Origin of the sequence: Cognatundibacterium jejuense, assembly GCF_014284255.1 — a bacterium.
GTDB classification, from domain to species: Bacteria; Pseudomonadota; Gammaproteobacteria; order Burkholderiales; family Burkholderiaceae_D; genus Undibacterium; species Undibacterium jejuense.
In genome coordinates this window covers 1-21,730 of record NZ_JACOFV010000011.1, presented here as the reverse complement: position 1 = coordinate 21,730, position 21,730 = coordinate 1, and the positions used below count along the sequence as shown (strand labels likewise).

The window sequence follows — 21,730 nt, the reverse complement described above, 5'->3', positions numbered from 1 at the left end:
GCTTAGTTTTTGTTGTCGAGCTTAGCTTTCAACAACGCGCCCAGGCTTGTAGTACCAGAAGCTGCGTTAGCATCAACTGTTGTCGACATTTTTTGCATTGCTTCTTGTGTTTCAGCGCTATCTTTTGCTTTGATAGACAACTGGATACCACGTGCTTTACGGTCGATGTTCAGAACCAAAGCTTCAACGCTGTCGCCAACTTTCAGGTGTGTACCAGCATCTTCCACGCGGTCGCGGGAGATTTCTGATGCACGCAGGTAGCCTTCAACGTCGTCTGCCAATTGGATTACTGCACCTTTAGCTTCAACAGATTTCACTGTACCAACAACGATCGCACCTTTGTCGTTCATTGCGCAGTAGTTGTTGAATGGGTCACCTTCCAATTGCTTAACGCCCAGGGAAACGCGCTCACGCTCAACGTCGATTGCCAGAACGATGGCTTCCAGCTCGTCACCTTTCTTGAACTTGCGAACTGCTTCTTCGCCAGCTTCGTTCCAGGACAAGTCAGACAAATGTACCAGACCGTCGATGTTGCCGGACAAGCCGATGAACACGCCGAAGTCAGTGATAGATTTGATTGCGCCACGAACTTTGTCGCCTTTCTTGTGATTGATCGCGAAATCATCCCAAGGATTAGCTTTACATTGTTTCATGCCGAGGCTGATACGACGACGTTCTTCGTCGATTTCCAGAACCATGACTTCAACTTCGTCGCCCAATTGAACTACTTTGTTTGGTGCAACGTTTTTGTTTGTCCAGTCCATTTCGGAAACGTGTACCAGACCTTCGATACCTTGTTCTACTTCAACGAACGCGCCGTAGTCGGTCAGGTTAGTTACTTTACCGAACAAACGTGTGTTCGCTGGGTAACGACGTGACAAACCTGTCCATGGATCGTCGCCCAATTGTTTTACGCCCAGGGAAACACGGTTTTTCTCTTGGTCGAATTTCAATACTTTTGCAGTGATTTCTTGACCAACTGTCAACACCTCGGAAGGGTGACGTACACGACGCCATGCCAAGTCAGTGATGTGCAACAAGCCATCGATGCCGCCCAGATCAACGAACGCGCCGTAGTCGGTGATGTTTTTAACAACACCAGTAACCACTGTGCCTTCTTTCAGGGTTTCCATCAATTTTTGACGCTCTTCGCCCATGGACGCTTCAACAACAGCGCGGCGGGACAGAACAACGTTGTTACGTTTGCGGTCAAGCTTGATAACTTTGAATTCCATGGTTTTGCCTTCGTAAGGAGTTGTATCCTTAACTGGGCGTGTATCAACCAAAGAACCTGGCAAGAAAGCGCGGATGCCGTTCGTCAGAACAGTCAAACCACCTTTAACTTTACCATTAACTGTACCAGTAACGATCTCGCCAGACTCCAGCGCTTTTTCCAGCGCGAGCCAGGAAGCCAGACGTTTAGCTTTGTCACGGGACAAAATTGTGTCGCCGAAACCGTTTTCCAGCGAGTCAATCGCTACGGAAACGAAATCGCCGATATTAACTTCCAGGTCGCCCTGGTCGTTTTTGAATTCTTCAACAGGGATGAAGGCTTCAGACTTCAAGCCTGCGTTCACGATCACGAAGTTGTGGTCGATACGAACGACTTCAGCAGAAATCACTTCACCGGAACGCATATCCTGACGTGACAGGGACTCTTCGAACAAAGCTGCGAAGCTGTCTGCACCGGTTGCGAAATCTTGGGACATGAATACAGTAGACATAATATTTACGAGTTAGCCGGAATAGCACAATGGCACTATTTACCGGGTTAGGTTAAACAACCCTTTAACAAGCTTGCCTCATTAAAGGGGACGTACAACACAAGGATCTTTAAAAAATTACGCAGATTTTTGTGTTTTTGCAAACCATTCCAACACGTTTTGCACCGCTTGTTCAGCGGTAATTTCTGACGTATCGAGAATAATTGCATCTGGTGAAGGCTTGAGCGGCGCTGCGGTTCGGGCACTATCCCTTGCGTCACGTTCTATCAAATCTTTTACCAAGTTTTCCATATTAGCAGAAATTCCCTTTTCAATCAATTGCTTATATCGACGACTTGCGCGCGCCTCAGCACTTGCTGTTAAGAAAATTTTTAACTGCGCATCCGGGAAAATAACTGTCCCCATATCGCGCCCGTCTGCTACCAGACCAGGTGTATTTCTGAAAGATACTTGCAAATCCACCAATGCCTTGCGCACCTCTTGCAGCACAGCAATTTTGGAGGCTGCGACTCCAATCGCTTCGGCACGCACTTCGTCTGTAACATCCACATCTTCCAGCAAAACGTGGCCATGATCAAAACGACAAGGTAAGGCACGAGCCAACGCAGCGATTGCAGGCTCATCATCCAGCGCAACGCCTTTGTTTTGGGCCATTAACGCAGTCAGGCGATACAAGGCGCCTGAATCGAGGTAGTGATAACCCAGATGCTTCGCGACGCGATGCGCGACTGTACCCTTACCGGAAGCGGTTGGACCATCAATCGTAATTACCGGGCTGAGTAAGCTCATAGGGGGAGTATCCGTAAAATTCATTCAATTGTCATTACAAGTACAAGAGGTATTTTTAATACAAGGGGGAGTATCAAAAAAGCTCTGTATGGTTAATTTTAGCAAATGCTTCAAAATAATCCGGAAAGGTCTTGGCAACACATTGCGGATCATTGATACGCATCACTGCACCGCGTCTGGCTTTACCATCCAAACTTGCGAGCGAAAAACACATTGCCATACGATGATCGTCGTAAGTATCGATCGTTGCTGGCAAGATTTGCGCTGGCGGGGTGACTTTCATGTAATCAGCCCCCTCTTCCACTATCGCACCTAGCTTGCGCAATTCCGTTGCCATGGCTGATAAGCGATCAGTTTCTTTGACGCGCCAGCTCGCAATGTTACGCAACGTGGTGGTGCCATTGGCATATAACGCCGCAATCGCAATCGTCATTGCGGCATCAGGAATATGATTGAAATCCATATCAATCGATTGCAATATGCCATTCGATCGCACTTCTATCCAGTTATCGCCACGGGTAATGGTCGCGCCCATTTGCTCCAATGCTTCGGCAAAGCGAACGTCACCTTGAATACTGTCACGCCCGACCCCCTCAACTCGCACCGGACCGCCGGCAATAGCGCCCGCTGCCAGGAAATACGAAGCCGATGATGCATCACCTTCGACATGCACCACGCCAGGTGATTTGTAATGTTGTCCTTGCTTAATGGTAAATACTTGCCACGCATCGCGTTGCACTTCGACGCCAAATCTTTGCATGAGATTAAGCGTAATTTCTATATACGGCTTAGAAATCAATTCACCAACGACTTCAATCACAACATCATGCGCTTTCGCCATGAGAGGCGCCGCCATCAGCAAGGCCGTTAAAAACTGGCTGGATACATTACCCTTGACTTGCAAACGCTGAGCGTGGATATGCCCGCGGCGTATGTGCAAGGGCGGATAACCAGGATTGCCGGTGTAATCGATTTGCGCACCAGCGTGATTTAAAGCTTCGACCAGATCGCCGATCGGGCGCTCATGCATGCGCGCAACGCCATGCACCGTGTAATCGCCACCGAGCACTGCCAGGGCTGCGACTAATGGACGTATCGCGGTACCCGCATTGCCCATAAACAGATCCGCGTTATGATGTGGGAAATTACCACTGGCACCATGCACGATGTAGTTCTGTGTTTCGCCGTCACGTTCCCAATGTACGCCCAATTTTTGCAAGGCATTGAGCATCACCATCGTGTCATCAGAGGACAACAAGTCTTTAATTTCGGTCACACCTTCAGATAAGGCGGCCAACAGCAATGTACGATTAGAAATACTTTTAGAACCCGGCAGGCGCACTGTTCCCTGAACTTGCATCACAGGTTGCAAATCGATGTAATGCGGATAATGTTTGCTGTGTTGTGTCATTCTCGTTTGATCTTTTATTTGGGTTTTATCTTTGGATAAATTAAAAGCCGCGGCAATTAATCGCCACCTTCTCGCTGCTGTTTTTCGGCTGCTTCAATCGCGCTAATCCAATTATGCCGCGCCTTTTGCGCATTGCTATAAATGTCTTCAATTGCAGCTCCATCCGCCTGCACCAGATGTTCGCGCAGTATCGCTAAACGTGCGGTGTAAGAATCCAACTCTTCCAGCATTGCCACGCGGTTGGCAAGCGTAATGTCGCGCCACATTTCCGGCGAAGAACCAGCGATCCGCGTAAAGTCCCGAAAACCACTGGCGGCATATTGGAACAAGGTATCTGCATGCGGCTTACGTGCCACATCGTCCACCAAGGCATACGCCAGCAAGTGTGGCAAATGACTGACCGCCGCAAATACAGCGTCGTGCTGCGCGGGATTAAGCTGATGAATGATCGCGCCGCATTGTTGCCATGCCCAGGCAACTGCCGCCACGTCGTCATTGGTATTTTCTGGCAAACGCGTAATCACGACTTTTTTACAAACGTACAAATCAGTCAATGCAGCTTCCGGACCATTCAACTCACGCCCTGCAATAGGATGCGCAGGAACAAATTGTGCGATTTTGTTACCCAAAGCCGCACGTGCCGCGAGCACCACATCTGCCTTGGTACTTCCTGCATCAGTAACGATGGTTTTCGCATTCAAAAATGGCACGATCGCACGCAAGATGCTTTCAGTTTGCGCGACAGGTGCTGCAATCATAATCAGATCGCTGCCGGCAACAGCCTCTTCGACCGAATCAGCAATATGATCAATGATGCCCAACTGCTGCGCTGTTTCCAGCGATGTACGACTACGACCAACGCCTACGATTTGCCTGACCGCGCCAGACTTTTTTAACGCTAAGGCAAATGAACCACCGATTAAACCAACACCGAAAATGGCGATACGATTAAACACTGTTTGCATCGTTCGCTCACAAAGTACACGGGTAAGAACCCAGGACCTTAAAGAAGGCCGCCTTGTCATTCAAATCTGCCATGGCTGCTGCCACCTTGGTGTCCTGCACATGCCCTTCTACGTCAACGTAGAAGTAATATTCCCAATTGCCCGTACGTGCCGGACGCGACTCAAAACGCGTCATCGAAACACCGTGTTTAGAGAGCGGCGCCAGCAGGTTGTAGACAGCACCGGCTTTGTTTGGCGTTGCTAAAACGATCGAGGTTTGATCCTTGCCACTTGGCGTGGTTTGCAAACGCCCGACGACCGCAAAACGAGTGCGATTATGCGGATCATCCTGAATATGCGCACTGACGATGCCGAGATTGTATTGCTGACCTGCGATCTCGCTGGCAATCGCCGCAACGGTGAAATCGCCACTCGCCATGCGCGCTGCTTCTGCATTGGAAGCAACCGCATGTCGCTCAATATGCGGATAGTGTTGGTTCAGCCACGCCTGGCATTGCGCCAGAGCCTGAGAATGGGCGCAGATGCGGCTCACACCTTCCATATTGCCGGATTTACCCATCAAACTATGCTGGACTGGAATCGCCAATTCACCACTAATGATCAGGCTGGTTTGCAACAGCAAATCGAGGGTGCGGTTAATCGCACCTTCAGAAGAATTCTCAATTGGCACGACACCAAAATCTGCCGTACCGGCTTCGGTTGCGCGAAACACTTCGTCGATCGAAACGCAAGGTAAAGCCTGAATTGCGTGTCCAAATTGTTTATAGACTGCTTGCTCACTAAATGTGCCGACTGGCCCTAAAAACGCCACAACGACGCGACGTTCCAGTGCACGGCAGGCCGACATAATTTCACGGAAAATCAGTTGAATATCGTCACTCAATAAAGGGCCAGGATTGCGCTCCGCTACGCTGCGTAATACCTGCGCTTCGCGCTCAGGTCGAAACACTGGTGCGTTGGTTTCTGCTTTGACGTGACCGACTTCTTCGGCAACCCGTGCGCGTTGATTCAACAGATCTAAAATCTGCGCATCAATGGCATCTATTTTTTGACGTAAAGGGAGTAATTTATTATCGCTCATGCTGTACCTAAAAACCGTGTTTGATCGTTGTGTAGGCAGCTCGCACTCGCGGCGAGCTGCGTGATATTTCGTGTACCTATACCAGACTTGTGATCTGGCCCGGCAGCGCTACGGTTTCCAGGTGATGGCGGATACCATGCTCAGAAAGCGCTACCGAACAAGTGTTTGCATTTCAGGATTTTTTTGATCGCTGATTTTATTGCGTATTTAATTGCGTATTTAATTGCGTATTTAATTATTTTCGTCGCTGATGCGACAACAAGCCATATTACCGCAAGTCTACTTGTGGGAAGCTTGCGCAAATTCCTGCATAAAATGAACTAAAGCCTGCACGCCTTCAAATGGCATTGCGTTATAGATCGAAGCACGCATACCACCGACCGATTTATGCCCTTTTAATTGCAGCAATCCACGCTCTTTGGCCGCTGCAAGGAAGCTGGCATTCAAGGTTTCATCTTTCAGATAAAACGGTACGTTCATGCGGGAGCGATAGGCCTTTTCAACACGATTTTCATAAAAGTCTGTCGAGTCCAGATAATCGTAAAGCAAGGTCGCTTTGGCGATATTTTTTTGCTCCATCGCTGCGACGCCACCCTGACGTTTCAGCCATTGGAACACCAAGCCCGCAATATAAATTGCATAGGTTGGTGGCGTGTTATACATAGAACCATTTTCAGCAACGATTTTCCAATCGAACGCAGAAGGACAGCACGGCAACGCCTGCCCCAATAAATCATCGCGCACTATCGCAATGGTTAAACCAGCGGGACCAATATTTTTTTGCGCTCCACCAAAGATGACGCCGTAACGGCTCACATCAATTTCACGCGACAAAATATGTGAAGACATATCTGCAACGATAGGCGCGCCATTGGTATCAGCTGCGACGTCCGGCACGAAATGATATTCAACCCCATCAATGGTTTCGTTGGTGCACAGATGCACGTACGCGGCATCGGCTGTCAATTTCCAGCTATCACGTGCAGGCACAGAGGTGAATCCGTTTTCAGCAGCAGAGGCTGCGACATTCACCTTAGCGTATTTCTGCGCTTCTTTGATGGACTTGCCACTCCACGAACCGGTATGTACAAAGTCGATTGTCGCATCTGGACGCAAGCCCATTAAGTTCATGGGAACAATCGCGTTCTCACCTAAACCACCACCCTGCAAAAACAGGATTTTGTAATTTGCCGGGATCGCCAGCAAATCACGCAAATCTTGTTGCGCGGCATCCATGATAGACATGAATTCCGCGCCCCTGTGACTCATCTCCATGACAGACATACCGCTGCCATGCCAATCTAACATCTCGGCAGCGGCTTGCTGCAAAACCTCTTTAGGCAAGACCGCCGGACCGGCTGAAAAATTGTAGATGACCGTCATTTATTTACTCCGCTACATTAGCATCTGGACTTGTACCTGAAGCATTTCCATCGACTTCACCAGCATCGGCGGCATCAGCAGATTCGATTGCATCAATCGCCTCTGGATCTGCATCCGTCTCAACAATACGCTGCAAGCCAGACAGTTTAGTACCGTCTTCAACAGCAATCAGTGTCACGCCTTGTGTTGCACGACCCATTTCACGAATTTCAGAAACGCGGGTACGGATCAACACACCACCCGTTGTAATCAGCATGATTTCATCAGTTGCTTCAACCAGGGTTGCAGCAACGACTTTACCGTTACGCTCAGACGTCTGGATTGCGATCATCCCTTTGGTACCACGACCGTGACGTGTGTATTCCGTGATCGGTGTACGTTTGCCGAAGCCATTTTCCGTCGCTGTCAAGACTGATTGCTGCTCATTTTCTGCCACTAACAAAGCAATCACTTGTTGCGATTCATCCAGATTCATACCACGAACGCCACGTGCGGTACGCCCCATAGGACGTACATCATTTTCATCAAAGCGGACTGCTTTACCAGAATCAGAGAACAACATGACATCGTGTTTGCCATCGGTCAATGCTGCACCGATCAGGAAATCGCCTTCATCCAAATCGACCGCAATAATGCCGGCTTTACGTGGGTTACTGAAATCCGTTAACGGTGTTTTCTTCACAGTACCAAGGCTAGTCGCCATGAAGACATAATGATCTTCAGGGAAGCTACGGTTATCGCCTGACAAAGGCAGAATGACTGTAATTTTTTCACCGTCTTGCAGCGGGAACATATTCACAATAGGCTTACCACGTGAAGTACGAGAACCTTGTGGTACTTCCCAGACTTTCAACCAGTACAAACGACCACGGTTACTGAAGCACAGGATGTAATCATGTGTATTGGCGACGAATAATTGTTCGATCCAGTCATCGTCTTTGGTTGCTGTCGCCTGCTTGCCGCGACCGCCGCGTTTTTGCGCGCGGTATTCAGACAGCGGTTGCGATTTCATGTAACCGGTGTGTGACAAAGTCACGACCATATCTTGCGGCGTAATTAAATCTTCGGTTTCCAGATCCGTGGCGTTATGCGTGATTTCTGAACGACGTACATCTTTGTTGCCTTCGCCGTATTCGTTTTTCGCTAATGTCAATTCATCTGTGATGATGGTTGTCACGCGCTCTGGCTTCGACAAAATATCGAGCAAATCAGCGATTTCAGCCATCACATCTTTGTATTCGTTGACAATCTTGTCTTGTTCCAGACCAGTCAAACGTTGCAAACGCATTTGCAGAATTTCTTGCGCCTGATCATCCGACAGTTTGTATAAACCGTCATTTTGAATACCATAATGCGCCGGAAGATTCTCTGGGCGGAAAGCAGCGATACCACCTGGATTGTCAGCCGCGGTACGTGTCAACATTTCACGTACCATGGAGCTATCCCAGGCGCGGGTCATCAATTCTTGTTTCGCGATTGGCGGTGTTGGCGCCGCTTTAATGATCGCGATGAAATCATCAATATTAGCCAGAGCAACAGCCAGACCTTCGAGCACATGACCGCGTTCACGCGCTTTGCGTAACTCAAATACGGTACGGCGTGTCACAACCTCACGGCGATGCGACAAGAAGCATTCCAGCATTTGCTTTAAATTCAGCAATTTTGGCTGACCATTGACCAGCGCCACCATGTTCATACCAAACGTATCTTGCAATTGCGTTTGTTTGTACAGGTTATTGAGAACGACGTCGGGCACTTCGCCGCGCTTTAATTCGATCACAACGCGCATACCGGATTTATCTGATTCATCGCGAATATCAGAAATACCTTCGAGCTTTTTGTCGCGCACTAATTCAGCGATACGTTCGAGCAAAGATTTCTTATTGACCTGATATGGCAGCTCATCGACGATCAGTGCAGTGCGATTATCTTTGCCGAATTCTTCAAAATGCGTCTTAGCGCGCATCACAACGCGGCCACGGCCAGTGCGATAACCATCGCGTACGCCAGAAACGCCATAAATAATACCGGCAGTCGGGAAATCTGGCGCCGGGATAATTTCGATCAGCTCATCAATTGTGCAATCTGCATTGCGCAGCACGTGCAACGCACCGTTAATGACTTCAGTAATATTATGTGGCGGAATATTCGTCGCCATACCCACCGCGATCCCGGAAGCGCCGTTGATCAGCAAGTTAGGAATACGGGTCGGCAATACGGATGGTTCTTTTTCTTTACCATCGTAGTTAGGTACAAAATCGACGGTTTCTTTCTCGATATCGGCCAGAATTTCATTGGCGATTTTATCGAGACGACATTCGGTATAACGCATCGCCGCGGCGTTATCGCCGTCGACCGAACCGAAGTTACCCTGACCATCAACAAGCGTGTAACGCAAAGAGAAATCCTGCGCCATACGTACCAAAGTGTCGTAAATAGAAGCGTCGCCATGCGGGTGATACTTACCCATGACTTCACCGACCACACGTGCACATTTCACGAAAGGACGGTTATAGACGTTGTTCATTTCATGCATCGCGAACAATACGCGACGATGCACTGGCTTTAAGCCATCACGCACGTCCGGCAAGGCTCGACCAACGATCACGCTCATGGCGTAATCGAGGTAACTCTTGCGCATTTCTTCTTCAAGGGAAATCGGGAGTGTTTCTTTTGCGAATTGATCCATTGGCAGGCCGGCAAATTAGAGCTTGGTTAATTGACGACGCTATATATACTGATGTAAATCTCGTGATGCGATTCTAGTGATGTAAGCTTGCTCAAAATCTGTACGCGTTTTTATCAACGATAACCGCCCGACTTCGCGTACAAAAATAATATGCATCCAGAACCTGAGTTAAGGACGATTGCACAAGATCCATCAATTTACATAGCGTTTAACTCTTGATTCTAACATGCCTCACGCACCTAAAGCGGCATAAATAGCATTTATGCACAGATCTGCGACGCTGAGTGAGCTCAATGATGTGCGTATATTAAAAAGTCTCAAAAAATACCCAGACAATTTTGAATAAACTGCTGCATTGCAACATTCAAACACCAAAAAAGGGCCAAAATTTTCAATTTAAGTGCGAATAAAACCCGCTTTTTCAACAAAAAAATAGCCTTTTATCCTTAAATTTTGATCTTTAAACGACAAAAAAAGCACACTTACCAGTACTAATTTGAGCTAAAAACAAAGATTTACAATTCAACAATACCACTGAAAATCCGCTTAAAATTAGTCTAATTTCATCAAACTCCTTATATTTCGTTGCCAATACACGACATATTTGCCTCTTTCTCAGTTTTCCGAATTAACAAGAATGCCAATGACTTACGCATCTATGGCAAAATGGCGACGAATGGTAAAAGTCTGCTTGAAGAAATAGTATTGTCATCAAGCACATGGTATCATCCGGTTTTATGCAGCATTTTGCGCAGTTTATCTGCGGTAATTCAATCTCACCCGAGAGGAGAAATATGAAAATTTTAGTTAAGCTCGTTATCGCAGCGTCCGCAGTGGCTTCTTTTTCTGCATTCGCACAACAACAAGACATCAAAGCAAGCACACCTAACAGCGCATACGTTCAAGACGGCCGCGGTGTAGTTGCTATGGATCCATTTGGTCTGTGCTGGCGCACTGGCTACTGGACACCAGCTGATGCGGTTCCAGGTTGCGATGCACCATTGGTAAAAGAAGCTGCTCCTGCACCTGCACCAGCTCCTGCACCAGTAGTTGTACCAGCACCAGCACCAAAACCAGCTCCAGTTCCAACTTCCGAAAAAGTTACTTTCGCTGCTAGCGCATTGTTTGACTTCGACAAAGCTGTATTGAAACCAGAAGGCAAAAAACAACTGGACGACATGGCTGCTAAGTTGAAAGAAATCAACCTGGAAGTAGTAGTTGCTGTTGGTCACACTGACTCCGTTGGTACAGACGCATACAATCAAAAATTGTCTGTTCGTCGTGCTGAAGCAGTTAAAGCTTACTTGGTAACTAAAGGTATCGAAGCTAACCGTGTTTACACTGAAGGCAAAGGCAAAAAACAACCAGTTGCTGACAACAAAACAGCAGAAGGCCGTGCTAAAAACCGTCGTGTAGAGATCGAAGTTGTTGGTACTCACACAGTAACTAAATAATTAAACTCCGGTTTATTTATTGAAAAACCCCGCTTCGCGGGGTTTTTTATTTTTTACTGCATTTTTCTCTTCGTTTCTCATCTCCTTCCATCCAACATCAACACCATAGCAAATGACGCAGCAACTCAATCTTTCATGAATTGATGTCGGCTAATGCGATAAGTCTCTGAATCGCCTACAATACGTTCTTTGCCATTAGCACCTCGCGTGCCTCAGCGATTACATCATGTCTACCATCAATGCCGACCCAGCAGAAATTCAAAAATTCAGTGAACTTGCCCATCGCTGGTGGGATCCGACCTCAGAATTCCGTCCACTCCATGAAATCAACCCACTACGCCTGGAATGGATTAATCAGCGCATTCCGCTGGCAGGTAAAAATATCATCGACGTCGGTTGTGGTGGCGGTATCCTGGCTGAGTCCATGGCAAAAAAAGGGGCCACGGTCACTGGCATCGACTTATCTGACAAAGCCTTAAAGGTTGCGGATTTGCATAGCCTGGAATCTGGCGTATCAGTGCGCTATAAAAAAATTCCCGCCGAAGAAATGGCAGAAATGGAAGCAGGTCAATTTGACGTGGTCACTTGCATGGAAATGTTAGAACACGTTCCAGACCCCGCATCGATTATTCGCGCCTGCACCAGAATGGTCAAACCGGGAGGGCACGTTTTCTTTTCAACCTTAAATCGCAACGTCAAATCGTATCTGTTTGCGATCATCGGCGCTGAATATGTGCTGCAATTGCTACCAAAAGGCACGCATGACTATGCCAAATTTATTACTCCAGCAGAACTGACTCAGGATGTACGCAATGCCGGCCTGGAATTACATGCAATGAGAGGCCTGAGCTACAACCCGCTGACAAAAATGTATTCACTTAATAACGACACGAGTGTTAATTACATGATTGCTTGTACAAAGCCAGCTTAATATAAAGCACAGGGCAGCGCCAACGTATTCCGGAGGGGATCAGATTCAATATTTGATCCCCTTCTTTTGATTTCAATCACATACCATGCAAATTCCAAAAGCCATTTTATTTGATCTTGACGGCACCCTCGCCGATACCGCTCCAGACCTGGCAGCCGCGATCAACGTCATGCGCCGCAACCGGGATTTACCTCCCACACCTTATGAACATTTGCGCCCTTATGCGTCCGCCGGCGCGCGCGGCCTGATCGGCGCTGGTTTTAATATCAGACCGGAAGATCCGGAATACGAAGCGATGCGTATTGAATTTTTAAATCATTACGCATCAGCAATTGCTGATCAAAGCACACTTTTTGACGACGTACCACATCTACTCAACGGACTTGATGCCTTGCAATTACCGTGGGGCATCGTCACCAACAAAGCCATGCGCTTTACCGATGCACTGGTGCCCTTGCTCGATTTAAAACAAGCCCGTTGCATCATCTCTGGTGATACCACGCCGCACTCCAAACCACATCCTGCACCATTATTCGAAGCGGCAAAACAGCTGGCAATAGCGGCAGAACATTGCTGGTACGTTGGCGATGATTTGCGCGATATTCAAGCCGCCAAAGCGGCTGGCATGTATAGCATTGCCGCAGCATGGGGCTATTGTGGTGCAACTGAGCCTACTCATTGGAATGCTGATCTGGTGCTTTATAGTCCATTAGAATTGCTGGAAATCGTACGTAGCAAACATTTAGCGTAACGCAGCTATTGAATACCCTGTCCTTCGCCCCCATTATTGAGGTATACTAGCAAGGCTTAGGGGTCGACCAGGTTTCGACAGGGGTTGCAAAGCAGCGCAGGGCATACCGAGGCCAGACTACCTCGTAAATACAATCTGAAATTTATAACTGCAAACGATAACTCGTACGCATTAGCCGCTTAATACCGGCTAACCTTACACTACCTCGTCCATAGGGTGGGCTGGCAACAGCAGTAAGGACATTCATATGGAATCGTCTTGAGTCGGGTTACTTGGCTCAGGATTAAATAATAGGTAACTCGTCTTGCCGCAGCGTGTGCGTCCGCGTCGTCAAGATTAAATCAAATGGCAGCACTAAGTATGTAGAACTGTCTGTAGAGTGCTTCTGGACGCGGGTTCGATTCCCGCCGACTCCACCAGAATATGATTTAAAATCAAAAATTTACGATTTTAAAATAATCATTAATCGTGGTTATTTCTGGTCGTTTTGATACCAGAATGTCAACAAAATGACAGCAAGAGAAAGCTCGCAATTGCGGGCTTTTTTATTATCAATGCAACTTATTTCACTGAGGCTGAAACCCGACTTCAGTCATTCCGTAAATTTCGCCACCAATCACCGAACAATCAACAAGAACGCACAAATCCTCAATAATATATCAATCTCCCCTCTCGATCGCCTCTAGCGTAACCCACCGCTTTGAGACAAGTGACATTCATTGCCAAAGTCACATTCCGTAAATTGAAAAACTCCCCCCTTTGCTGCGGTTTAAATTTACGTTGAAACATACAATCGTTCCAAGCCTGTCTTGGATAAGTGCTCACCTTGACCGACTTTGTCAGCCAATTGTGAGGACAGATTCACACGCAAAAACGCACACACTTCCTGGCGGAAATTTTCTTCCCCAGCGGTAAAATTCAAATCCTTCTGGTCTTACCTCAATAAATTTCAAACAAGCCGGCGGCACCCATACCACCCGCAATACACATCGTAACGACCGCATATTTAATACCCCGCCGACGACCTTCGATCAGTACATGACCAGCCAGACGTGCCCCCGTCATGCCAAATGGATGACCAATGGAGATCGCGCCGCCATTTACATTCAGACGTTCATCTGGAATGCATAGACGCTGTTGACAATAAATACTCTGAGACGCAAACGCTTCGTTGAGTTCCCACAAACCGATGTCATCCATTTTTAAGCCATGGCGAGCGAGTAATTTTGGTACTGCAAAAACAGGCCCGATACCCATTTCATCGGGCTCACAACCAGCGACGACCATGCCACGAAACGCGCCCAATGGCGTAAGGTTGGCACGATTCGCTTCTTTAGCTTCCATTAACACGCAGGCTGACGCACCATCTGATAACTGAGAAGAGTTTCCCGCCGTAATGAAATGCTCGACACCGCGCACCGGCGCCAGTTTTGCCAGCCCCGCTAAATTGGTGTCGAGACGATTGCATGTATCCGCATCCACCGTCACAGCGCGTTGCGATACGGTGCCAGTGGCCTTGTCGGTGACTGCCATTACGGTACTGCAGGCGACGATTTCGTCGCGGTAACGTCCAGCCGCTTGGGCTTCAGAAGTTTTGCGCTGACTTTGTTCAGAAAAAATATCTTGCGCTTCGCGGCTGATGCCGTAGCGTGCGGCGACAATGTCTGCGGTTTCTATCATGGATAAATACAGATCTGGTTTGTGTTCCATTATCCATGGATCAAGGCTAGATGCACCGTCCTCACGTGTACGTATCTGAGAAATACTTTCGACGCCACCAGCGATCATCGCGGGCGCACCGTCGACCACGATGCGGCCAGCGGCCACGGCAATGGCTTGCAAGCCAGACGCACAAAAGCGATTGACCGTTGTGCCCGCAATGCTGATCGGCAGTCCAGCGCGGATGATGGTTTGACGTGCGATGTTACGACCGGTTGTACCTTCAGGGTAGCCACAACCAATAATCGCATCTTCGATCAACGCAGGATCAATCCCTGCGCGCTGTACCGCAGCACCGACAGCAAACGCGGCGAGTGCAGGACCAGAGGTAATATTGAATTCACCTCGATGTGCTTTCGTGAGCGGGGTACGGGCTGTTGAAACGATGACGGCTTCGCGCATGATGTTGGTCTCCTGAAATCTGAAATCTGAATTTTGAATTTTGAATTTTGAATTTTGAATTTTGAATTTTTTATTAACCAGGAATTACGCAAGATAGTTCAGTGCAACATCTTGTGAAGTGTTTTCAACCGGTGTTATATCCTGGACTATCACTTCGTTTGACATGATGCGACTCTCCCAATGGCATAGCAGCCAAGTTAGCTGAGTGTTGAAGTGTCTAGATTGTCATTAGAACAGTGAGAGCCATCACTTCATTTCTTGACATGGACACTGATATTAGTGCGTTTCTTGGGGATAGACAATCTATCTGTACTACCTTCTTTGCTTTAATAAATGTCTCGAATAAGAAAGCAGATGCTTTTTTATATTTCGATGGTGTTGAAAAATAGCGCCCCATGTACATAAAAAGCGATACAAAAATAAAAACCCGGGTTGCAAGCCCGGGTGATGGTTCAATCAATCAATTTTCCATCATTTCCAAAAAATGGAAATGGCCCCGGGTAATTGCCTATCAGCGCGGTGTGGCTGATTAAATGGCCGTCGTTCCACCAGTGCAGCAAATATCCTGGTGGTTCCATGCAGAAGTGACTTGGGGCTGAAGGGTTAATTTCTAACTCAATCTGATGCGCGGGACTGGGGCTTGTCATCGCCGGACGACCACCAACATGAGCGTGAATCGTGCGATGTAAGTGGCCACATAAAATGGCACTGACCTGCGGGTGGCGAGACATAATCTCAGCGAATTCCTCACGGCCTTTCAAACCAATATCATCCATATGCCCGATACCAGTTAAAAATGGCGGATGGTGCATCATGATCAGGGTAGGTACATCAGGCTGCTGTTGTAAAGTCTGGTCTAACCACCCAAGCCTCTCCTGGCACAACTCGCCTCCACCGGAGAAAGGTATCAGAGTATCGAGACCAATGATGCGAAAAGGGTATTCATCATTGATCGCAAAATGTAAAAATCCGCTCGCAGGCAAATAGCTCGCATCTTTAAAAGCACGACGCATTGCATCACGTTCGTCGTGGTTACCGGGAATAGCGATGATACGCTGCCTGATCGGGGCAAGTATGCTACGTAGATAGTCGTATTCTTCATCACGCCCCAGATCAACCAGATCCCCTGTCAGTAAAATAAGATCCGGTTGAATTTTTAACTGCATGATGTGGGCAACGCAGTCACGTAGCATTTGAGCGGTATCGACGATGTTATACGCCACCTTTCCAGGCATTTTGATATGGGTGTCGCTGATTTGTGCGATTAACATAGTGGCTCCTATAAGACGATAATGCCACGCGTATCAATGTGCAATCCGACCATATCGCCAGCTTTGAAATCGTAGCGGCTATGACTATCAATCACCAGTGGTTGCGGCTCGCCGACGTCGACTAGAATACGCGTACGGTCGCCCATGAAAACAGCTGTGTTGACGGTACCGCGTAAGCTAGTATTCTCATGCGCTTCGGCGATTTTAATATCTTCCGGACGGAACAAAATCGAATGCGCGGCGGTGTCTGGCTGCTGCCATGCCAACTGTCCCGCGTTACAAGAAAATATCCCGTCACGGATCTTGCCATTTAAACGATTCATGATGCCAATGAAATCCGCAACAAAGGTATTCGCAGGTTTCTGATAAATTTCACGCGGTGTACCTATTTGCGCAATGCGGCCATGCTCCATGACGACGATACGATCCCCCAAAGCCATTGCTTCAGTCTGGTCATGTGTGACATAGACAGAGGTGATTTTTAACTGACGTAATAAGCCGTCGATTTCGAGACGCAGACTATCACGTAGTTTGGCATCGAGTGCCGTTAAGGGTTCATCCAGCAATAAGGCACGCGGTCGTACCGCAATCGCCCGCGCCAGTGCGACACGCTGACACTGACCACCCGACAATTGCGTAATACGGCGATCTGCCAGACGTTCAATTTGCATCATCGCCAGCATTTCAGCGACACGCGCCTTGCTTTCTGCTGATGGCATTTTGCGGATTTTTAAACCATAACCAATGTTTTCGGCAACAGTCATGTTCGGGAATAAGGCATATGATTGGAACACCATGCCGACGTTTCTTTTTTCTATCGGCAATGCAGTAACATCGACGCCGTCAAACATTACTTTACCACCTTGATCTGGCTGTTCCTGACCTGCGATCATACGCAACGTCGTGGTTTTGCCGCAGCCCGACGGACCGAGTAATACCAGAGTTTCGCCAGCATGAATATCAAGACTAATTGGCTCCAGTGCTCGAGTACCATCGGCAAACGTCTTACTGCATTGTTGCAGCGAAATAGAGAGAGAGGATTGCATTTCCATTATTTGCTTTCTGTCGCGAGTTCTTCAGGTACAAAGCGCACAACACGTGCTTTACCGATAGCCTGTATCGCCAATAACAAAGGGGTGATCAGTAAAAAGAAAATCAAGGTGTAGGCACTGCCGATTTCAAAACGCAAAGAGGCATAAGCATCCGCCAGACCAACAGGTAAAGTTTTGGTCAGCGGCGTATGCAACAACCAGGTCATATTAAATTCACCAACGGATAAGGTGACGACCATTAGAGAACCAGCAAGTATGCCCGCACGGCAGTTAGGCAATACGATATCGACAAAACGTTGTGCAAAGTTTGCCCCCAACGAAGCAGCACCCTCTTCCAGGGTTTTTAAGTCAATAGCGTGCATCACAGCAAGTACGGAACGCACCATAAATGGCAAGGTGAACAGCACGTGACCGACCAGAATAAATAACCAGGAAGTCCGAAAACCGGGCACTCCACCAAAGGTGACAATCAATGCCAATGCGGTTGCCAGACCAGGAATCGCAATCGGCAAGACCAGCAATTCTTCGATAATTCGACTCAGGCGATTTTGTGTCCGCACTAATACATAGGCAGTCGGAATACCGAGAATCAAGGTGACGATCAAACACGCAACTGATAGTCCAAGTGATGCGAATAAAGTATCGCGATAACCATCCCAAACTTCCAATACCCAACGCAAAGTCAGACCGCTTTCCAGCCCCACCTGATAATTCGTCGTAACACCCGCAAGCATAGACATGCCAACTGGTACAATCAAAAATACGCAAACCAACAGCGTAAATAGCAACTGCAAAACAAATAAAACTCTATTTCTTGTCATCACTTTTTCCTTGCATGCCTTATGCCGCAGCAGCGACGGTTGCACTACTTGCGCTACGTGCCAATGCGAGGACGATCCACGTGACAACCCCCAACACAAAGCTAAGGGCGGACGCCATCGCAAAATTAGCAGACATTGTAAATTCGGTATAGATCACCATCGGCAACACATCGATACTTGAGGCCAAAGTAAATGCCGTACCAAACGCACCAACGGCTGTCGCAAAGCAAATGGCACCGGCAGAAATCATCGCAGGCTTCAGCCCCGGAATAATTACGTCAACCAAAACGCGCCATGGTGATGCGCCTAGTGAGCGAGCTGCCTCTTCTAAACGTGGATCAAGTTTTTCAGCGGCCGCCATGACGGTCAAAATCGTACGTGGCACCGAGAAATAAACATAGCCCATGAACAAACCAGACAAAGAGTAAGCGAACACCAAACGATCATGCCCCAGAGCTTCACTCAGATCGCCGATAATGCCCTGACGCCCGGCCAGCATGATGACCATGAAGCCAATTACGACGCCAGGAAAAGCTAAAGGTAAAGTCAGCAAACTCACCAACAAGGCATTACCTGGGAATTTATGACGCTGCAAAAAGACGCCGCTAATCCCGCTGATGATGAGCGTGACGATCGTGGTAGCTAGGCCAACTCCTAAGGTCGTCAATAAAGAATTCAGATAATTGTTGTCGGTCAGAATAGCTGTATATGCTGACCAGCCTTTGACCCCACCACCACCAATCATAAATAGCTTGGCCATTGGCAGCAAAAAGAACGCGGAAAAGAATATTCCTGTCGGAAGTAATAATAATGTCAGGCGACGGGTTTCAGTAGGCATTTGCGATGAATGTAAAGAACAGGGGGCATGACATGAAGGAACAGTTGGTGATCACTTCATCTATAGCGTTGCAGTTCATGCTCCAAAACGCCAATATAAGGCGCTTTGGAGCATTGATATGATCCGAATTACTTCCTTATTTCGCTTCGTTCTTATAACGTTCAATGATCATATTTTGTGCTGCTGCCAGCTTCTTCAAATCAACAGGTTTTGCACGTTCATATTCACTGTCAGGCAAAAATTTCGCCTTAGCTGCGGCTGACAACTTCTCCGCAAATACCGGACGCAAATACGCATTGCCCCACATTTGCTGGCTTTCGTCAGACAATACAAAGTCTAATACTTTTTTACCGTTTTCTTGGTTAGGACTATTTTTTACCAACGCCATGACGTAAGGGAAAACTACGGTGCCTTCTTTCGGAATCACGAATACGACTGGTGCTTTGTCGGTATATTGACCGCGATACGCATTAAAATCGTAATCAATCAGAATAGGAATTTCGCCGCTAATTACTCGAGAATAAGAAGTTTGCTTAGGAACGATGGCCTGATTTTTGACCAGCGCCTTAAAGAAATTGATACCAGGAGTAATGTTTTCATAAGTGCCGCCCAAGGCGAGATTGACTGCCATCACGCCGACCTGCCCGACAGCAGCAGAAGTCGGATCAAGGTAACCGACGAGGCCCTTGTATTCTGGCTTAAGCAGATCCGACCAGCTTTGTGGAACAGGCTTTTTACCTAAGGCGGCTTTGTTAATGAATAAGCCCAAAGTGCCTGAGTGAATGGTGAACCAGTTACCTTGCGGATCTTTTAAATCGGCGGGAATTTTATCCCAGTTTTTTGGTTTATATGGCGTGATGATCCCGGCTTCACGCGCCTGATCAGAAGCAATACCACCGAGATAAACAACGTCAGCAACGGGATTTGCTTTTTCCGCAATCATTGCAGTAATAGATTGGCCAGAATTTTTATTATCAGGTGGAATTTGTATGCCCAAACGCATTTGTATCGTTTTTAATTGGGTACCCCAATCTGCCCATTCTGGCGGACAGTTATAGCAAATTGCGCGGTTCTGCGCCTGTACACTACCACTCAATGCGATCAAGCCCAAAGCAAACGAGGCGACAACATGCTTCATCTTGAATAATTTCATAATCCACTTCTCCTGAAGTTACGGGGTAAAACGGGGTCGGAACAAATAATTAAGCGAACACCTGCCTGGTGCAATTGCTTTTCCAACTCAATGGAAATAGGTTTGTCGGTAAAGACAGCGGTTGCATCCGTAATGTGGCCACCACGGACTGTCGCACTGCGTCCAAATTTACTGTGATCCAAGACTAAGAATCGCTGACGACAGTGTGTACTCAATTCGGTCCGCATATGGACTTCGTCACTGCTGAAGTCCAATAATGTGCCATCTTCAGCGACGCCAGCGACACCGTAAATACCTATATCGACGGAAAAACGGCCAAAGAAATTGTGAGCCTCACTGGAGACCATATCTTGATCGAGATTGCGGATACGACCACCAGCAAGAGTAATTTCGCACTGAGGATTAGGTGATAAGGCAACAGCTACATTAATATTGTTAGTCATGACGCGCAGATGCGTATGTTCAACCAATGCGTGTGCACATTGCTCTGGCGTTGTTCCTATACCAAAAAACAAAGAGGCATCTTCAGGGACTTCCTTCGCAACCCGACGGGCAATCGCTCGCTTAGCATCAATGTTTAAAACCTGGCGCATCGGGTAGGCGAGATTTTCGCCGGTGCTGGGAACATCAACGCCCCCGTGACGGCGTCGCAAAATACCATGATCACAAAGTAAATTGACATCGCGTCGTATCGTTTGTGGCGTCACATCAAATTGCGCCGCCAGACTTTCTATGCTTTGAAAACCTGCAGTTCGCACCAGTTCGACAATCGCCTCGCCGCGTTCAATTGAACTGCGAACAGGAATTGGAAATGTATCAGAAGGAATCGTTTTAGACATGTTCATATGGTGAATCATTTTCACATGTGCCTACTATATGATAGGTTTGTTACGCGTTCATGACTGTTTACGTCCTTACATTTGTGCATTCAATTTTCAGGTGAATAATTTATATCAATTATCCATGTTCATTTGAAACTTCAGAATGATGTATAAAAATTCATTGAGTAATGTAGCAACAATAAAAAAAGACCGCAGTTTATTTAGGCTTTTAAAGTGCAAGCCGTACGGTAGTTTTAGGCGGACTGAAATCGACGGTCGCAGCCGTCCTACATTGCAGAGTTTAAGAGCGAGTCATTGCGGGGCGAAGAACGGTGAACGGTGAACGGTGAATGGGATTTGATAACCTTGGTGATTGTAGAAGAATTTCTGAATCACAAAAGCAAAACCCCTCGCTGTTTTCACAGAGAGGGGTTGCAATTTGGAGCCTGACGATAACCTACTTTCACACTGGTTG

At 47.5% G+C, this 21,730-nt stretch carries 17 protein-coding genes and 1 other RNA gene; 4 read left to right on the top strand and 14 right to left on the bottom strand.

The genetic code is table 11. The features are described from left to right. Positions 1-2 precede the first annotated feature (2 nt). The 7 genes from rpsA to gyrA all read right to left on the bottom strand — a co-directional run bounded on the left by rpsA (position 3) and on the right by gyrA (position 10,042). Positions 3-1,709 carry a 30S ribosomal protein S1 gene (gene rpsA, locus H8K32_RS12370; RefSeq protein WP_186912851.1) on the bottom strand — a complete coding sequence of 569 codons (1,707 nt, stop codon included), beginning with the start codon at positions 1,707-1,709 and terminating at the stop codon, positions 3-5. 132 nt (positions 1,710-1,841) lie between these two features. Beyond that, positions 1,842-2,513 carry a (d)CMP kinase gene (cmk, locus tag H8K32_RS12365; RefSeq protein ID WP_186912850.1) on the bottom strand — a complete coding sequence of 224 codons (672 nt, stop codon included), beginning with the start codon at positions 2,511-2,513 and terminating at the stop codon, positions 1,842-1,844. Between the two features lie 73 nt (positions 2,514-2,586). Further along, a complete protein-coding gene (aroA, locus tag H8K32_RS12360) occupies positions 2,587-3,924 on the bottom strand; it encodes a 3-phosphoshikimate 1-carboxyvinyltransferase (protein ID WP_186912849.1) in 1,338 nt (445 codons plus the stop codon). A 56-nt stretch (positions 3,925-3,980) separates the two neighbouring features. Next, positions 3,981-4,889, bottom strand: a complete 909-nt coding sequence (locus tag H8K32_RS12355) for a prephenate dehydrogenase (RefSeq protein ID WP_186912848.1) — start codon at positions 4,887-4,889, stop codon at positions 3,981-3,983. 7 nt (positions 4,890-4,896) lie between these two features. Beyond that, on the bottom strand, positions 4,897-5,970 hold the full coding sequence (gene pheA, locus H8K32_RS12350) for a prephenate dehydratase (RefSeq protein WP_186912847.1): 1,074 nt from the start codon (positions 5,968-5,970) through the stop codon (positions 4,897-4,899). A gap of 279 nt (positions 5,971-6,249) precedes the next feature. Beyond that, positions 6,250-7,353, bottom strand: a complete 1,104-nt coding sequence (serC, locus tag H8K32_RS12345; RefSeq protein ID WP_186912846.1) for a 3-phosphoserine/phosphohydroxythreonine transaminase — start codon at positions 7,351-7,353, stop codon at positions 6,250-6,252. A 4-nt stretch (positions 7,354-7,357) separates the two neighbouring features. Then, the gene (gyrA, locus tag H8K32_RS12340; RefSeq protein ID WP_186912845.1) at positions 7,358-10,042 is read right to left on the bottom strand and encodes a DNA gyrase subunit A; all 2,685 of its coding nucleotides are present in this window, start codon (positions 10,040-10,042) and stop codon (positions 7,358-7,360) included. A gap of 794 nt (positions 10,043-10,836) precedes the next feature. Here gyrA and ompA point away from each other — a divergent pair. The 4 genes from ompA (at position 10,837) to ssrA (ending at position 13,597) form a co-directional block, all read left to right on the top strand. Next, positions 10,837-11,496 (top strand): outer membrane protein OmpA, encoded by a 660-nt coding sequence (gene ompA, locus H8K32_RS12335; protein ID WP_186912844.1) that lies wholly within the window; start codon positions 10,837-10,839, stop codon positions 11,494-11,496. A gap of 226 nt (positions 11,497-11,722) precedes the next feature. Next, positions 11,723-12,427, top strand: a complete 705-nt coding sequence (gene ubiG, locus H8K32_RS12330; protein ID WP_186912843.1) for a bifunctional 2-polyprenyl-6-hydroxyphenol methylase/3-demethylubiquinol 3-O-methyltransferase UbiG — start codon at positions 11,723-11,725, stop codon at positions 12,425-12,427. Positions 12,428-12,512: 85 nt separating this feature from the next. Continuing rightward, the gene (locus H8K32_RS12325; RefSeq protein WP_186912842.1) at positions 12,513-13,178 is read left to right on the top strand and encodes an HAD family hydrolase; all 666 of its coding nucleotides are present in this window, start codon (positions 12,513-12,515) and stop codon (positions 13,176-13,178) included. 59 nt (positions 13,179-13,237) lie between these two features. After that, positions 13,238-13,597: a transfer-messenger RNA gene (gene ssrA, locus H8K32_RS12320) on the top strand. A 520-nt stretch (positions 13,598-14,117) separates the two neighbouring features. On the opposite strand, the gene H8K32_RS12315 is transcribed toward ssrA, so the two are convergent. The 7 genes from H8K32_RS12315 to H8K32_RS12285 form a co-directional block, all read right to left on the bottom strand. Further along, the gene (locus H8K32_RS12315; RefSeq protein WP_186912841.1) at positions 14,118-15,299 is read right to left on the bottom strand and encodes an acetyl-CoA C-acyltransferase; all 1,182 of its coding nucleotides are present in this window, start codon (positions 15,297-15,299) and stop codon (positions 14,118-14,120) included. Positions 15,300-15,751: 452 nt separating this feature from the next. Next, positions 15,752-16,570 carry a phosphodiesterase gene (locus H8K32_RS12310; RefSeq protein WP_186912840.1) on the bottom strand — a complete coding sequence of 273 codons (819 nt, stop codon included), beginning with the start codon at positions 16,568-16,570 and terminating at the stop codon, positions 15,752-15,754. An 8-nt stretch (positions 16,571-16,578) separates the two neighbouring features. Next, positions 16,579-17,616 (bottom strand): ABC transporter ATP-binding protein, encoded by a 1,038-nt coding sequence (locus H8K32_RS12305; RefSeq protein ID WP_186912975.1) that lies wholly within the window; start codon positions 17,614-17,616, stop codon positions 16,579-16,581. A 5-nt stretch (positions 17,617-17,621) separates the two neighbouring features. Further along, positions 17,622-18,443: an ABC transporter permease gene (locus tag H8K32_RS12300; protein WP_186912839.1), complete on the bottom strand. Its 822-nt coding sequence runs from the start codon at positions 18,441-18,443 to the stop codon at positions 17,622-17,624. A gap of 19 nt (positions 18,444-18,462) precedes the next feature. Next, a complete protein-coding gene (locus tag H8K32_RS12295; protein ID WP_186912838.1) occupies positions 18,463-19,281 on the bottom strand; it encodes an ABC transporter permease in 819 nt (272 codons plus the stop codon). Between the two features lie 136 nt (positions 19,282-19,417). Continuing rightward, positions 19,418-20,434, bottom strand: coding sequence for an ABC transporter substrate-binding protein (locus H8K32_RS12290; protein WP_246447328.1), 1,017 nt, complete (start codon positions 20,432-20,434; stop codon positions 19,418-19,420). After that, entirely contained in the window at positions 20,431-21,279 is an 849-nt protein-coding gene (locus tag H8K32_RS12285; RefSeq protein ID WP_186912837.1) for a DeoR/GlpR family DNA-binding transcription regulator, read from the bottom strand. Before H8K32_RS12285 ends, H8K32_RS12290 begins: the two co-directional genes overlap by 4 nt. Between the last annotated feature and the right edge of the window lie 451 nt (positions 21,280-21,730).